At 60.9% G+C, this 15,798-nt stretch carries 12 protein-coding genes; 5 read left to right on the top strand and 7 right to left on the bottom strand.

Translation table 11 applies throughout. The features are described from left to right. Positions 1-8: 8 nt before the first annotated feature. Entirely contained in the window at positions 9-968 is a 960-nt protein-coding gene (locus tag QA646_RS15820; protein ID WP_283058887.1) for a DUF1839 family protein, read from the top strand. A 67-nt stretch (positions 969-1,035) separates the two neighbouring features. Beyond that, the gene (locus tag QA646_RS15815) at positions 1,036-3,507 is read left to right on the top strand and encodes a glycoside hydrolase family 2 protein (RefSeq protein WP_283056366.1); all 2,472 of its coding nucleotides are present in this window, start codon (positions 1,036-1,038) and stop codon (positions 3,505-3,507) included. A gap of 14 nt (positions 3,508-3,521) precedes the next feature. On the opposite strand, the gene QA646_RS15810 is transcribed toward QA646_RS15815, so the two are convergent. The 7 genes from QA646_RS15810 to QA646_RS15780 form a co-directional block, all read right to left on the bottom strand. Further along, positions 3,522-5,363, bottom strand: coding sequence for an aconitase X (locus tag QA646_RS15810; RefSeq protein ID WP_283056365.1), 1,842 nt, complete (start codon positions 5,361-5,363; stop codon positions 3,522-3,524). A gap of 29 nt (positions 5,364-5,392) precedes the next feature. Further along, the gene (ugpC, locus tag QA646_RS15805) at positions 5,393-6,472 is read right to left on the bottom strand and encodes a sn-glycerol-3-phosphate ABC transporter ATP-binding protein UgpC (RefSeq protein ID WP_283058886.1); all 1,080 of its coding nucleotides are present in this window, start codon (positions 6,470-6,472) and stop codon (positions 5,393-5,395) included. Between the two features lie 44 nt (positions 6,473-6,516). Beyond that, positions 6,517-7,587 (bottom strand): Gfo/Idh/MocA family oxidoreductase, encoded by a 1,071-nt coding sequence (locus QA646_RS15800; RefSeq protein WP_283056364.1) that lies wholly within the window; start codon positions 7,585-7,587, stop codon positions 6,517-6,519. A gap of 7 nt (positions 7,588-7,594) precedes the next feature. Further along, on the bottom strand, positions 7,595-8,620 hold the full coding sequence (locus QA646_RS15795) for a Gfo/Idh/MocA family oxidoreductase (RefSeq protein ID WP_283056363.1): 1,026 nt from the start codon (positions 8,618-8,620) through the stop codon (positions 7,595-7,597). Between the two features lie 73 nt (positions 8,621-8,693). After that, complete coding sequence (locus tag QA646_RS15790) at positions 8,694-9,467, bottom strand: carbohydrate ABC transporter permease (protein ID WP_283058885.1); 774 nt, start codon at positions 9,465-9,467, stop codon at positions 8,694-8,696. Between the two features lie 103 nt (positions 9,468-9,570). Continuing rightward, positions 9,571-10,482 (bottom strand): sugar ABC transporter permease, encoded by a 912-nt coding sequence (locus QA646_RS15785; protein WP_283058884.1) that lies wholly within the window; start codon positions 10,480-10,482, stop codon positions 9,571-9,573. A 61-nt stretch (positions 10,483-10,543) separates the two neighbouring features. Further along, on the bottom strand, positions 10,544-11,827 hold the full coding sequence (locus QA646_RS15780) for an ABC transporter substrate-binding protein (protein WP_283056362.1): 1,284 nt from the start codon (positions 11,825-11,827) through the stop codon (positions 10,544-10,546). 180 nt (positions 11,828-12,007) lie between these two features. Here QA646_RS15780 and QA646_RS15775 point away from each other — a divergent pair, with 180 nt between their 5' ends. From QA646_RS15775 to QA646_RS15765, 3 genes are all read left to right on the top strand, one after another. After that, positions 12,008-12,703 carry a TetR/AcrR family transcriptional regulator gene (locus QA646_RS15775; protein WP_283056361.1) on the top strand — a complete coding sequence of 232 codons (696 nt, stop codon included), beginning with the start codon at positions 12,008-12,010 and terminating at the stop codon, positions 12,701-12,703. Between the two features lie 229 nt (positions 12,704-12,932). Continuing rightward, the gene (locus tag QA646_RS15770; RefSeq protein ID WP_283056360.1) at positions 12,933-14,384 is read left to right on the top strand and encodes a mandelate racemase; all 1,452 of its coding nucleotides are present in this window, start codon (positions 12,933-12,935) and stop codon (positions 14,382-14,384) included. Between the two features lie 139 nt (positions 14,385-14,523). Further along, positions 14,524-15,786 (top strand): Gfo/Idh/MocA family oxidoreductase, encoded by a 1,263-nt coding sequence (locus tag QA646_RS15765; RefSeq protein ID WP_283056359.1) that lies wholly within the window; start codon positions 14,524-14,526, stop codon positions 15,784-15,786. Positions 15,787-15,798: the final 12 nt, after the last annotated feature.

Below are 15,798 nucleotides of genomic sequence, written 5' to 3'. Positions count from 1 at the left end.
TCGCTTCCATGGTTGCCGTTTTTCAGGGACTGGATCCCGCCGCCTATAAGCCACATGCGCTGCACGACAGCGAGCGCATGTGGCCGGAAACCAATTGCTACATCGATCTCTGGATCGAGGTGCTTTCAAGCTTGAAGCTGCCGCCGGAAGCCATGCTCGGCTTCACGATGACGCAGGATTTCGAGGGTGACCAGTTCACCTTCTTCAAGGTGCCGCTTGAAGATCTGGAAGCGCTTTACGGAATCCGCTGCACGGAACTGGCAATCTACGACAAGGTCCAGTACCACATTGCCGAGCAGATCGGCCGTGGTCGGCTCTGCCTTGTCGAGATGGATTCCTTCTATATGCCCGACACCCAGGGCGTCGGTTATCGCCGTGAGCATGGCAAGACGACCGTCGCCATCAACCGGTTGGATATGGCGGGCCGCGAGCTCGATTATTTCCACAATGGCGGTTTCTTCCGGCTATCGGGCGAGGATTTCGACGGGCTGTTCCAACTGCATCTGACGGAAGAGGATCTGCCTTTCCTGCCCTATACGGAATTTGCGAAGTTTCCCGAGAGTGTGCCTGGCGAGGCAGCCATTCGGCAGACATCCAGGCAACTTCTGGCCTTCCATTTCCGCCGTCGTCCCGTCGCCAATCCCATCCGTGCCTTCGCAGCGGTTTTCCCGGCGCAGGTGGAAGCGGTGGCCGAGCGGCCCTTCGGCTTTTTCCATAAATATGCCTTCAACACGCTGCGCCAGCTCGGCGCCAATTTCGAGCTGGCGGGCAGTCATCTCGACTGGCTCTCGGCAGATTTTTCGGAAGCTGCCGGCGAGGCCCGGCGAATTTCGGAGGTGGCGAAATCGGTACAGTTCCAGCTTGCTCGCGCCATAACACGCAAGAAATTCGAGCCGCTGCAGACGGCCCTTGATCCGGCCGCGGATGCATGGGATTCGATGATGGGGCTGCTTGAACAAAAGCTGTAGGCGAACATGATCGCCTCCCAAAAGCCGACTGCGCTCTTGGGAATCCTGTTCTGAGCTGAGGGATGCAATGCACGGGCGTTTGGCTGATATTGGCGGCGAGACGCTGCTGAGCGAAGGGTGGAATGTGGTTCTGACGGATGCGGGTGCCTGCGCCTCGCCTTCGGACGTGCCGCTTTCGGCCGGGTTCATCCCAGCGTCGGTGCCGGGCACCGTGGCCGGGTCGCTCGAAAAGGCCGGGCTCTTCAATCGCGAGAATCCCCATCCGCTGAACGACAAGGATGCCTGGTATCTTTGCCGATTGGTCGACGCCGACCCCGGCAATGCCGTTCTGCGGCTCGGAGGGCTGGCAACGCTCTGCGAAGTCTTCCTGAATGGCAGAAAAATTCTCGTCTCCGAAAGCATGTTCGAATCGCACGAACTCGCCATCCATCTGCTGGGTGGTGATGAGCTGGCGCTCTGCTTTCGCGCGCTGGAGCCGCGGCTTGCCGAACCCGGCCCAAGAGCCCGGTGGCGGCCGCAGATGATCACGCCGCAGGGGCTGCGACTGGTCCGGACGACCTTGCTCGGCCACATGCCCGGCTGGTGCCCCGAGATTCACGCTGTCGGTCCCTGGCGGCCGATTTCGCTGTTGCGTCCGCATAGCCCGGTCATCCGCGACCTTTCGCTGCGTCCGGATCTGCTGGAGGATGGCGAGGGCCGGCTTTACGCCTCGCTTATCGTCGAGGGGCAGGTCGGTGAGATCGTGCTTCGTTGTGGCGAGGTCGAACAGGCCTTCCAGAAAGACAATGGCGGCCGTTGCACGGCGATCCTGAAAATCCCCGGCGTGACGCCATGGTGGCCGCATACCCACGGAACGCCCGATCTCTATGACGTGGCGCTGATCATCGATGGCGTGGAGCATCCGCTCGGGCGTACCGGCTTCCGCCGGCTGACGGTCGATCACGGTGCTGATGGCCAGGATTTTGCGCTTGTTGTCAATGGCGAGCGCATCTTCTGCCGCGGTGCCGTCTGGACGACGGCGGATATCGCCCGCCTGCCCGGTAGCCGTGAAGATTACGAGCTATGGCTCCGGCTGGCGGCGGAGGCGGGCATGAACATGATCCGCATCGGCGGCACCATGGCCTATGAGACACCGGAATTCTTCCGGCTTTGCGATGAACTCGGCCTGTTGGTTTGGCAGGATTTCATGTTCGCCAATTTCGACTATCCGAAGAACGACAAGGCTTTCAATGCCCATGTCGAGGCGGAAGCGGCTCAGCTTCTTTCCAGTACGCGCCTGTCTCCCTCGCTCGCCGTCCTTTGCGGCGGCAGCGAAATGTATCAGCAGGCGGCAATGATGGGCCTGCCCGAGCGCTTCTGGGCAAGCCCGATCGTGGAGGAGATCATTCCTGCCGTCGTAAAGTCTCTACGGCCCGATGTTCCCTATGTCGTCAATTCCCCCTCGGGCGGCGCTATGCCGTTTTCCCCGAATGCGGGCGTGACGCACTACTATGGCGTCGGCGCCTACATGCGGCCGCTGGACGACGCGCGGCGTGCCGATGTCCGCTTCGCGGCGGAAAGCCTGGCTTTCGCGCATGTGCCGCAGGCCCGGAGCTTGGCGCGGCATTTGCCCGTCCCGGCAGTCCATAGCCCGCTATGGAAAGAGCGCGTGCCCCGCGACCGCGGCGCTTCCTGGGATTTCGAGGATGCGCGCGACCATTATCTCAGCGAGCTCTATGGCTTTGAACCAAATCGCCTGCGGCGCGAAGATCCGGATCTCTATCTCGATCTGTCGCGGGCCGTTACAGGCGAAGTCGCGGAAGAAACCTATGCCGAATGGCGGCGGCAGGGCTCCGACTGCAACGGTGCCCTCGTCTGGACGCTGCAGGATCTGTTGCCCGGCCCCGGCTGGGGTGTGATCGATTCCACCGGCGAGCCGAAGCCCATATGGTACGCGCTCCGCCGCTCCTTCCGGCCGGTGCAGGTATTGCTCACCGATGAAGGCACCAATGGTCTCGATGCGCATGTCATCAACGAGGGCGATGTTGCCCTCGACCTCGATCTCGATGTGGTCTGCCTGCGCGACGGTCGGCAGACAGTGGTCAGTGGCAAGCGGGAATTATCGATCGAAGCCCGCAGCAAGCACAAGATCGCCTGCACCGATCTCTTCGGCGCCTTTTTTGACTCGACCTATGCTTTCCGCTTCGGCCCGCCGTCGCATGATGTGACGGTAGCGCGGCTTACAGCGCGCGAAACGGGGGCGCTGATCGCCGAAGCCTTTTATTTTCCTTTGGGCAGGACGAAAGCCTTTCACGAGGCAGAAATCACTGCTTCCGTCGCGCAGCAGGACAATCACTGGTTCCTTGATCTCAGCAGCGACCGGTTGGCACAGTCGGTACAGATCGATTTCGAAGCCTATCGGGCGGAGGACGATTGGTTCCATCTCGCCCCGGGGGCGCCCCGGCGGTTGAGGCTTCATCCGCGGGCTGGAACTGCGGTAGACACCGTACCCACCGGTCAGATCAGGACCTTGGGAGGCCGGCGAATAGTCGAAGTGTGACCGGGCGGAACACTCTAGCCACGCAGCCAGCCGGGCAGATCGCGTGTGACCCGGCCAGTTTTTGCTGCGTCGACGCAGCGTTCAAGACTTCCAAAGTGGAAACCTCGCTGCACTGCTGCCGGGCCGTAATGCGCGTATTTTCCAGAATTGGTTATGATGTTCCTGATATCACGGCCGACGACCGGTTCTCCGATCAGACACCAGCAGGTGTCGTTTAGAAAGGTGCCGCCGAAGTCCAGGACCGGCTGGACGAAACCCTTTTCCTTCGCCTTGGCATAAACCTCGCGGCCGCACGTCACGATGAGCGACAACCCGTCCGCCTTCTTCTGACCACCGCACAGTTCGGAGAGCCGTTCGATCTCGGTCAGCGAGAAATGCGGATTTCCGAGGGAGACCAGATCGACGTGGTCGGTCGTCGCGTTGTTCAATTCATGCCATGTTTCGAGCAGGTCTTCGCGGGTCACGGTAACGACTTCGACGTGTTCGTTCTCGGAACAGGCGTCGGCGATCGTCGCCGCCTCCGGAGTAATACCGAGAATGTGGAACATCGCCGCTGCCGATGTCGTGGCAAACGCGGCGCCGAACGCCTTTAGGTCATCGTGCGAAACAGGGAATCCTTCCAGCCCGCAGATGAGCGGAATTTCATTCGTGGCGATCTTTCCGACATGGTAGCCGAGCAGCGGATATAGCGAGTCGTCGACGTTCGAGAGGGAGACGTCGATACGCAAAGTGGCCCGACGTTTGGACTCGACGTGGCAGTCGGCGTTCGGAGCGCGGCCCGTAATGGCGACCAAAATGTCCAGATAATCGGGATATTTTAGCGTCCGCGCGCCGATCACGGAATTGGCGAAAACGACGGCATTCGATTCTGCCCAGGCGATCTGCTGTCCGAAGGTCGGGGCACCGTCGAGGAGATAGGGAGCGCAGGTATATGTCGGGCGGACCCCCATCCTGACGAAACAGTCTGCGAGCTCGTCGGAAGGAAGCCCGAGGGCCTCGACGACGCCCTGGTCTTTCCATTGCTGGCGATCGACGCAAAGCGCGTTCATGGTCGCCGGTATTCTGACAAAAGCGCCAAGATCGCAAAGCTTTCGCGCGAACAGCAAGCTGCCCGGTCCCTGATAGAAGCAGCCGTCGATGTGCGCCATGTCGACGGCAATCAGATTGTCCGAACCCTCGAGCTGCGCCGCACGGATGATGACCCGCATGGCAATGCGCGCTGCTTCGCCGTACGCCCCATCCAGGAACTTCCTGTCGAGGTCGCTGAGCTGAAACCCTTCGATGTCAAGCGGTGCGACCGGCACATTCGACTCGACATCTTGAGGCGCGTCCATGGATACGGTGACGGCCCCGTTCCGGATTTCGGCGTAGCGATACAGTTTCAGAGATTCGAAATCATCCTTGCTGAGACAAATGACAGGAATCCCGAGCGCGAACAGCTCGTTTGCGATCATGACCCCCAATGTGAGAATTGCTTCCTTGTGATGGAACACGAGGGCCTTGGGTGCATGTCCGTTCGTCAGTAGCTCGAAGATGACGAGGCTGCCGGCGCAAGATCCACGACCGCTCGGAATGGCAAGGATTTTCCCGGCCACGCTCTGCCCATGCAATGGGTGGTGGGTGTCGGTCACCTGACCTGTGGCGGGATTCGTTCCGCCCATGAAGCTCAGGCCCACGTCCGCAAAGAGGATCTCGCCGGAGGCCTCCCCTGCCACCAGGCTCTCGCCAATGAATGTTCTCGGGTCCATCGCGTCTCTCCCACGGCTTCTATGCCGTCGGAGCATAATTTTTTCGTTTGGCTTTGTCGACGCTAAGACGACACGCAAGCAACCTCGTGTCGCTTTCTCGCCGGCCAAGGGAGAGATAAGCGCAACTTGCAGCCCTTCTACAACGTCACGCCGTCCGGTCCGAACAGATGGCAGCGCTCGGGATCGATGTGGATACTAACCGTTTCTCCGGCGCGGATAGCCTGCTGATCTTCCAGCGCGACCGTCAGCGCTTGGCCACCGTGCAGTGTGACATAGAGGATCGTCTGGCCGCCGAGATGTTCGACCAGATCGACGCGGGCGTTGCCCAGCGCCAGACCGCGGTCGCCGACATTCAGATGTTCCGGACGGGCGCCGAGGGTGACGGGTTGTCCCGGCTGGAGACCGCCCAGGCGGCGCGGCAGGCGCACCGTCTGGCCGTTGAGGTCGATGACGGCGGAGCCGTCGTCGGAGGCAACGATCTTGGCGTCCAGGAAGTTCATCTTCGGCGAGCCGATGAAGCCGGCGACGAACTTGTTGCGCGGCTTGTTGTAGAGATCGAGGGGCGCGCCGACTTGTTCGATATTGCCGCCGTTCAGCACCACGATCTTGTCGGCCATGGTCATGGCTTCCGTCTGATCGTGGGTGACGTAGATCATCGTATTGCCGAGCCGTTGATGCAGGCGGGCGATCTCGACGCGCATCTGCACGCGCAGTTCGGCGTCGAGGTTGGACAGCGGCTCGTCGAAGAGGAAGATTTTCGGCTCGCGCACGATGGCGCGGCCTATGGCGACGCGCTGGCGCTGGCCGCCGGAAAGTTGCTTCGGCTTACGCTGCAGGAGCTGCTTGATCTGCAGGATCTCGGCCGCCTTCTCGACGCGCGGCTGAATCTCCTGCTTCTTCATGCCCGCCGTTTCCAGGCCGAAGGCGAGGTTTTTGTAGACCGACATGTGCGGATAAAGCGCATAGGATTGGAACACCATGGCGATGCCGCGCTTGGAGGCGGGAACATCGTTCATGCGGCTTCCGTCGAGATAGAGCGCGCCGCCGGAAATCGGCTCCAGGCCGGCGATCATGCGCAGCAGCGTGGACTTGCCGCAGCCCGATGGGCCGACGAAAACGGCGAATTCGCCAGGCTCGATTTCCAGGTCGATGCCGTGGACGACCTCGAGCTCGCCATAGCGCTTGATAACTTTCTGCAGCGAGACGCTTGTCGCCATGGGCGCTTCCTCCTTGTTCGTCCTGATGGCTCGCACGGCCGTTGTCATGCCGGCCTCCAGCTCTTGTATTTCGTGCTTTCCGGGCCGACCGGAAAGCGGACTTCGGTGCGCGTTTCCGACGATTCATAGAATGCGGTGACAAGCTCCAGTGCCTGGCGGGCATCGGCTGTCGTCACCGGCAGCGGACCGCCCGACACCAGCGCTTCATGGAACAGCTTCATTTGCGTGTTGAAGCGGATCGGGATTGGCGTCCAATCGGTCAGCAGCGCATCGATCTTCGCGGCGATCTCGTCGTTCGCAGGAACGATTTTCCAGGGGTCCTGGCCGGGGCTGTAGGGCTCGTGATTGCTCTCGATCAGCACGTTTTCGAAGGCGAGGCGCAGGCGGCTGATCTGTTCCTGCGAGCCGAGCGTTGCGCTGATCGTCGCCAGCGCGCCATTCTCCATCAGCAGGCTGGCGCTGGCGCAATCTTCCACTTCGATATCGTTGACGCGGGTGGCGACGCGGCCGAAAAGGCCGGCAATTGGGCCCATCAGATAGGTCAGCATGTCGTGCAGATGGATCGAATGCGTCATCAGCACGCCGCCGAGCTCGGTATCCCATTTGCCGCGCCATGGGACTGCATAATAGTCGGCGCCGCGCACCCAATGCGTCTCCGAAGTGGCGACATAGGCCTTGCCGGCGATGCCGGCCTCGATGATGCGCTTTGCCTTTTGAATGCCGTCGCCATAGCGATATTGAAAGATCGGCATCAGTCTGCCCTTGGCCGTCTTTTCCGCCGCGATGAGCGCGTCCACATCGGCGAGCGAGCCGACCAGCGGCTTCTCGCAAACCACATGCTTGCCGGCGGCAAGCGCCTGCATGATCAGTTCGAAATGCGAGCCGGGCGGCGTGCAGATATCAATGATGTCGATATCCGGCATGTTCAGGATCTCGACGAAATCCTTGAGCCGCCGCGTGATGCCGAATTCGTCGCCCACGGCGTTCAGGCGTTCCTCATTGAGATCGCAGAGAGCGGCAACTTCGAAGCGGTCCGGATGCGGCAGATAGCCTTCGACAATATGGGAGCGGCCGATGCCGAGGCCGATGATTGCGACTTTCTTCACGTCGGACATGTCGAGATTACCTCTGAATGCTTTTGAGCGATGTTGCCTCGGCGAGCGCCTGCGCCTTCAGCGCCAGCTCCATGGCCTTGAAGCAATGGTCTTGTCCCATCGCGGTTTCGGTGCGGTCCCTGATATCGGCGGCCAGTTGCCGGCCGTAGGGCAGCTCGACGCCGCTGCAATCGATATGCTGCATGCCCTTGCGGTCGGTGAGGAAGAGGTGATCGGTGCCGGGACGGCCGGCTACGTCGATATATTTGCGCAGCTCGATCGCGCCTTCCGTGCCGACGATGAAGAGGCGGCCGTCGCCCCAGGTGGAAAGGCCGTCGGGCGTGAACCAGTCGACGCGGACATAGCCGGTAACGTCAGGCGTGCGCAGGTGGAAATCGCCATAGTCCTGCAGGCCGGGCGTTTCCGGATTGGCGCGGTTGGAAACCGTCGCGGACAGAATCTCGGCTTCGAGCGAGTCGGCGAAGAACAGGAACTGCTCGCATTGATGCGAAGCGATGTCGGTGATGATGCCGCCGTAGCGCTTGCGGTCGAAGAACCAATCCGGCCGGGTCGGTTTGCGCAGCCGGTGGGGACCGAGGCCGGTCGTGTGGATGACCTTGCCGATGGCGCCGGCTTTGACTAATTCGCCCGCCTTGACGGTCGATGCCGTCTCGAAGTGCTCGGAATAGAGGATGGAGACGATACGCTTGGTTTCGGCCTGAACCCTTCGCACTTCGGCGAGCTGATCGAGCGTTACCATGCCGGGCTTGTCGAGCATCACGTCCTTGCCATGATGCATGGCCTCGATGGCAAGGCCGGCCCGCTCGCTGGAGATCGCCGCGCTGACGATCAGGTCGATGGAGCGGTTCTCCAGGATTTCGCGCTTGTCGGTGACGCGTTTTGCCTGCGGAAAGCGTCCGGCGAAGACGGCGGCGAGGTCGTCCTCGACTGCGTGGAAGGCGACGAGCTCGGCGCCGGCCCGCAGCATGACGTTGACCTGGCCGTAGATGTGATCGTGGTTGAGGCCGATGGCAGCAAAGCGCAGCGCGCTCATGCGACATTTCCTTTCAGTGCGTTTCTTTGAATACAGTCCCAAACCTTGGGCGTTCGGGACCGTATGGTTCGTGTCAGCGTTTCAGACCGGCCGTTGCGATGCCGTCGATCAGCAGCCTTTGGAAGAACAGGAAGATCAGGAAAACGGGGATCAGCGAGATGCTCGACATGGCAAACAGGCTGCTCCAGTCGGAGCTTCCGGTCGAGTCCACGAACGAGCGCAGGCCGAGCTGCACCGTGTAGGTGTTGATATCGGAGAGGTAGATCAGCGGCCCGAAGAAATCGTCCCAGGTCCAGATGAAGGAGAAGATTGCGGCGGTGGCGAGAACCGGCAGCGACAGCGGCAGCATGATGCGCCAATAGATGCGCCACGCGCTGCAGCCGTCCATCATCGCCGCTTCGTCGAGCTCGCGGGGGATGCCGCGGAAGAACTGCACCATCAGGAAGATGAAGAAGGCGTCGACCGCTAGGAATTTCGGCACGACCAGCGGCAGCATGGTTTTCACCCAGCCGAGCTTCAGGAACAGGATATATTGCGGGATCAGTGTCACGTGATAGGGCAGCATCAGCGTGCCGAGCATCAGCGCGAACCAGAAATTCTTGCCCCAGAAATTCAGCCGCGCGAAGGCATAGGCCGCCAGCGAGCAGGAGATGACATTGCCGATCACGGAAAGGACGGCGATGACGACGGAATTCCACACGAACGAGCCGAAGGTGACCTGCCCGCCGAACCAGCCGCGGGCATAGGAGCTGAAATCGAAGTGCGACGGGATCAGCGAGGCCGTGCCGAAGATCTCGTTCTGATCCTTGACCGAACCGGACAGCATCCAAAGCAGCGGGTAAAGCATCACGATCGACGCGCCGACGAGAGCGACATGGATGAGGACGGACAGGAACCACGGCCGCTCGCGCGGCGGGTTCAGATCGTCGGCAAAATGGGTGAGCTTCGCGTCAGTCATCGTAGTGGACCCAATAACGAGCGGAGAGGAAGGAGAAGGCGGTAAAAATCGCGATGATGATCACCAGGACCCAGGCAAGCGCCGAGGCATAGCCCATGCGGAAATAACCGAAGGCCTCCTGGTAAAGGTAGAGCGTGTAGAACAACGTCGAATCGATCGGACCGCCGGTGCCGGACGAGATGACATAGGCCGGCGTGAAAGCCTTGAAGGCATCGATGGTCTGGACGACGGCGTTGAAGAAGATGACCGGCGTCAGCAGCGGCAGGGTGATCTTGAAGAAAATCCGCGCCTTTGACGCACCGTCCAGGCTAGCCGCTTCATAGAGATCGGTCGGGATCTGCCGGAGGCCGGCAAGAAAGATGATCATCGGCGATCCGAACTGCCAGATGGCGAGGATCACGAGGGTATAGAGCGAATAGTCAGGATTGGAGATCCAGCTCGGCCCGTTGATGCCGAAGGCGTACCAGAGCAGGGTGTTGACGATGCCGTCGGCATCGAAGATCTGTCGCCACAGCACCGCAATCGCGACGCTGGAGCCGAGCAGCGACGGCAGGTAGAAGATGGCGCGGTAGACCGGCAAGCCGCGGATGCCGCGGTTGAGCAACAACGCCACCAGCAGCGCGAAGGCAAGCTTCAGCGGCACGGAACAGACGACGTAGAACAGCGTCACCTTCATCGACGACAGGAACTTGTCGTCTGCCGTCGCGATCCGCACGTAATTGTCCAGCCCGACCATGTTCGGCGCCTGGAGCAGATTGTAGTCGGTGAAGGACAGATAGAGCGAGGCGATCGCCGGGCCGAGCGTCAATCCAAAGAAGCCGATGAACCACGGCAAGAGGAAGAGATAGCCGGGGGCGTTGCGCGCGAATGCGCTCGGCGCCTTGTAGGAGGTTTCCACGCGCAATGGCGCGCGCCCGCCGACGGCCAAGCCGTCGGCAACGCTCTTGCTGTTTGTACCCACGGTATCAGCCTCGCGTAATGTTTGCTGCTGCCTGTTCGGTGAACTTTGCGCCAGCGTCCTTCGTGCTGGTTTTGCCGAAAGCCGCTTCCTCGGCGATCTTCTTCAGCAGGAATGCGTTCTCGCCGGCGCCGTTTGGCGGAGACGGCGGCAGTGGCCCGACATGCGGCGTCAATCGGCCGATATAATCGACCACCTGTTTGCTTGTCGCATCGAGATCCGGCGTCAGCAGGTCGCGGATCTTGGGCGAGGCGGGAACGCCGCGCTCGACACCGAGCGTCTTGGCGCCCTCCGGATCCTCCACCAGGTAATTGACGAAGGCGACGGCGGCATCCTTGTTCGGGGACGTTGCTGAAACCGACATCAGCATCGAGGGTTTCAGATATTGGCCGGGTTTGCTGCCGGCATCCATCGGGTAAGAGACGAGATCGATCTTTTCCTTGACCAGACCCTGGATGGCCACGAACTGGTTGGAATGAGCGTAGCTGACGGCTGCCTTCTTGGTCACGAGCATGTCGGTTTCGAGGGTCTGCTGGTCCAGCGCCTGGACATCGGCCGGCGTACAAGCACCGATCTTGCGCATATGTGCCCACAAATCGAACCATTCGGTGGCATCCTTGGCCTCGAAGGCCAATTTGCCGTCGGCCGTATAAAGCGCCTTGCCGCGCTGGCGCAGCCAGCATTCGAAAGCGGGCTCCCCGCCGCTTGCATCCGCAGTGCCATAAAATCCGCGGCGTTTCTTGGCAGCCGTGACCTTGGCACAGGCATCACCGAGCTGCTCCCAAGTCATGCCGTCATGCGGCGGCTCCACGCCGGCTTCCACCCAGGCGGAGGTATTGACGACGACCATCGAGGAATTCACGCCGAGGCTCACGCCATAGATCTTGTTATCGACCTTGCCGGAATCGATGTTGGCAGGGCCGAAATCCTCGATCGCCAGGCTCTTGCCGAGATAGGGCGTCATGTCGAGCAGCGCGCCGCGGCGGGCATATTCGAAGATGTAGCGATAATCCATCTGAATGAGATCGGGTGCATTGCCGCCGCCGGTCTGCGTGGCCAGACGCGTCCAGTAGCTGTCCCAGCCGAAGGATTCGCCCGCGATGCTGACATCCGGGTTCTTGGCTTGATAGGCCTTTACTGCCGCAAATGTCCGGTCGCTTCGCTCCTTCGATCCCCACCAAAGAAGGCGCATTGCGGTAGCTGCATTGGCGCGTGAAAGTCCGATACCGCTGAAAGCCAGCGTGGCTGCCATGCCGGCCAGCAACTGCCGGCGATCGATCGTCAACGTCATCCTGGTCTCCTCCCCAGTTAACCGGTGATTTACGAACTGCTTGCGTGATATAACTATTTGGTTACAAGTTGGATAGAAACGCGACCGCTGTCAAGCGCCAATCGTGTCACAATCAAATGACCCGCGCTGAGGCTGGAGGCGTCCGTTGCGAAAGAGATAGATCGGGGAGGAGGAATGTCCATGGTGGCCAGAGCAACGCAAGGAACTGAAAAATCAGCGAAAGCGGGCGCTTACGGCAATGAGGAAACAAGGCCGAAGAAGGTGCCGCGCAATCCGCAGCGCACCCATGCCATGATCCTCGAAGCGGCGACGGAAGAATTCGCCGCTCATGGCTTCGGCGGTGCCAGGGTGGATGCGATCGCGGCGAGGGCGCAGACCAACAAGCGCATGCTCTATCATTATTTCGGCGACAAGGAGGGGCTTTATGTCGCCGTGCTGGAAGCGACCTATGCGACGATCCGCAATGCCGAGAAAAATCTCGATCTTGCGCGCCGTGATCCCGAGGAAGGGATGCGCGAACTGGCGCTCTTCACCTGGCATCACTTCCTCGAACATCCGGAATTTTTAAGCCTGCTCGTCACCGAAAACCTGCATGAAGCGCGCTATCTGAAACGTTCCGACAAGATTTCGGCGATGCATTCGCACTTCATCGGCGAGTTGGCCGACGTGCTGCGACGAGGTGAAGCAGCCGGCATTTTCCGCCCGGCCATCGACCCGGTGTCGGTTTACCTCACCATTGCGGCGCTCGGTTTCTTCTACCTGTCCAATCGGCATACGCTGTCGACGATTTTCGCTCGCAAGCTGACCGCGCCGGCAGCGCTGAAGGCCTGGGGCGAGCATATCGTTTCGGTGACCTTGGCCTCGATCAGAGCCTAGTGCCTGCGGCTTTGGGCGTACGGCGCTCCAATGATCACGAGAAAGTTTCAAAAGGCGATTGACAAGTCCGGAGATATCGCGCGATCGTGTAACTATATAGTTACATTCGTCGAGCGGCTGGAGATTTGAGAGATGGTGGCTCCTGAAGCAACGGGCTGGGGCGAGGGGCCAGGCACGCAGAAGCGGCATAGGCAGACTTGCCTGACGATCACAGGAGCCAACTGATACCATGACCGAACCGCTGAAAATCAGAGTTGTCGAGGCCGAAACCTTCGAGCGGCCGGTACGATTGCGGCTTCCTTTCCGGTTCGGAGCGGCGACACTGCGGGAGGCGCGGCAGATTTTTCTGCGTGTCCGCATTGAAGATGCCCGCGGCGGCTCGGCGAACGGCATGGCGGCCGAACTGATGGTGCCGAAATGGTTCGACAAATCGCCCGAGCTTTCCAATGCCGATAATGAAAACCAGCTTCGCCGCTCGCTGGCACTGGCCCTCAATGCCTTGCAAGGTGCCGGATTGGGAACGGCTTTCGCGCTGCATGCCGCAGTCGAAACCGCCCACCATTCCCGGGCCGCGGCCGAGACGCTGAACGGCCTGGTCGCGTCCTTCGGCCTGGCGCTCGCCAATCGGGCGGTTCTCGATGCGCTCTGCCGGCTGGAAGGGCTGCCGGTAGAGCAGGCGATCAGGGCCAATCGGCCGGGCATCGATGCATCGACGGCGCCCGATCTGGCAGGTTTCGACCTTGCCGGTTTCCTGTCGAGATTGGCGCCGGCCGAAAGCCTTGCCGCGCGCCACACGGTCGGTCTGGTCGATGCCATCCGGGCGAGCGAGATCCCGGCCGCCGACCGTCTGAACGACGGCCTGCCGGAAAGTTTCGAAGAGGCGATCGACGCCTATGGCCTGACCTTCTTCAAGGTGAAGGTATCGGGTGTTCCCGATGCCGATATCGACCGTCTCTGCCGCATTGCTGCGGTGATCGATGCCAAGATGCCGGCCTATTCGGTGACGCTCGACGGCAACGAGCAATTTGCCTCCGCCGAGGCGGTCGCCGATCTGCTGGCGCGCATCCAGGCTGAGCCGCGGCTTGCCCGTTTTGCCGCTTCGATCCTGTTTGTCGAGCAGCCGATCGCCCGGGCGCATGCCTTCGAGAAACCTGTCACCGCACTCGCAGCCTTCAAGCCGGTGGAGATCGATGAATCCGATGCCGATATCAATGCCTTCGTCACCGCCAGACGGCTTGGTTATACCGGCATCTCCTCCAAATCCTGCAAGGGCTTCTATCGTTCGCTGCTGAACCGGGCGCGCGTCGCCAAGTGGAGCGCCGATGACGGAGTAGCCTATTTCATGTCGGCGGAGGACCTGACGACACAGGGCGGCCTTGCCGTGCAACAGGATCTGGCGCTCGCGTCGCTCATCGGCATGACGCATATCGAGCGCAACGGCCACCACTATGTCGACGGCATGGCCGGCGCTCCCGAGGCGGAGCAGGCCTCCTTCGCGCGTGCTCATTCCGACTTATATGCCGTTCGGGACGGGCGGACGCGGCTGAAGATCGAGGGCGGGAGGATCGCCATCGGTTCGGTCATCGGCGCGGTCGGTCTCGGTTCATCCGTCGAGCCGGACTGGAGCGCGATGGAGGCGTCTTACTCACCTTCTCCCCATCGGGGAGAAGGTCGCGCGTAGCGCGGGTTGAGGGGGCGTTGCACCGTAAGGCTGCCCTTGAATCTGCCGCGCTCCCCCCTCATCCGCCTCCTGAGCTTGTCGAGGGGCGGGCACCTTCTCCCCGAGGGGAGAAGGAGAAACCAGACTCTGGAGGAAAAACATGCCGTTATCGAAGAAACGCTACGCCCTGGTCGGCACGGGCAATCGCGGCGCTACCATGTGGGGCAAGGACCTGGTCGAGCGCTGGAGCAATGAGGTCGAACTTGTCGCCGTCTGCGATCTGAACGGGATGCGGGCCAAGCGCGCCCTGGAATATATCGGCGCTTCGGTGCCCGTCTACACCGATTTCGACGAGCTGCTGCGGGTCGAAAAGCCGGATCTCGTTATTGTCTGCACTCGCGATTCCACCCATGACGACCTGATCGTCAAGGCGCTGGAATCAGGCGCCAATGTCATCAGCGAAAAGCCGATGACGACGACGGTCGACAAAATCAAACGCATCCTTAATGCCGAGGCCCGGACGGGCAAGCGGGTCGACGTATCCTTCAACTACCGTTTTGCGCCGACAGCGGCGAAGATCAAGGAACTCATCAACTCAGGCGTCATCGGCGATGTGACCTCCGTCGATTTTCATTGGTATCTCGATACCAGCCACGGTGCCGATTATTTCCGGCGCTGGCATGCCTTTGTCGAAAATTCCGGCAGCCTCTTCGTCCATAAGGCGACGCACCATTTCGACCTTCTCAACTGGTATCTCGATTCCGATCCGGAAACGGTCTCCGCCTTTGCCGATCTCAAGCATTATGGCCGCAAGGGACCTTTCCGTGGCGAGCGCTGTCGCACCTGTCGCTACAAGGACGAATGCGACTATTATCTCGATATCAGCGCCACGCCGCTACTCGAAAGCCTCTATGAGGATCCGTCGACCGTCGACGGTTATGTCCGCGACGCCTGCGTCTTCCGCGAGGATATCGACATTCCCGATACGATGGTCGCCGCGATCCGCTATCGCAACGGCGTCAATGTCTCCTATTCGCTGAACACCTACATGCCGATCGAAGGTCACCATATCGCCTTCAACGGCCACAAGGGCCGTATCGAACTGCGCCAATACGAAAAGCAGAATTGGACGACGCCGCCGGCCGACGAAATCGTCGTCATGAAGAATTTCGGCGATGTCGAACGCATCTGGGTACCCTATTCCTCGGGCGGCCATTACGGCGGCGACGACCGGCTGCGCAATATGCTGCTGCGGTCCGGGCCGAACGACGAGTTGAGACAGCGCGCCGGCTCACGCGCAGGCGCGCTCTCGGTTCTCTGCGGTATCGCGGCACTGGAAAGCAGCCGGACCGGCCAACAGGTATCGATCGCCGATATCTGGGGTCAGGATGACGGGCTCAACCTGCTCGAGGCACGGCCTTAGCTGCAAGCCTCG

It is taken from the genome of Rhizobium sp. CB3090 (assembly GCF_029714285.1).
Lineage (GTDB): Bacteria > Pseudomonadota > Alphaproteobacteria > Rhizobiales > Rhizobiaceae > Rhizobium.
This window is presented reverse-complemented; position numbering and strand designations above follow the sequence as displayed.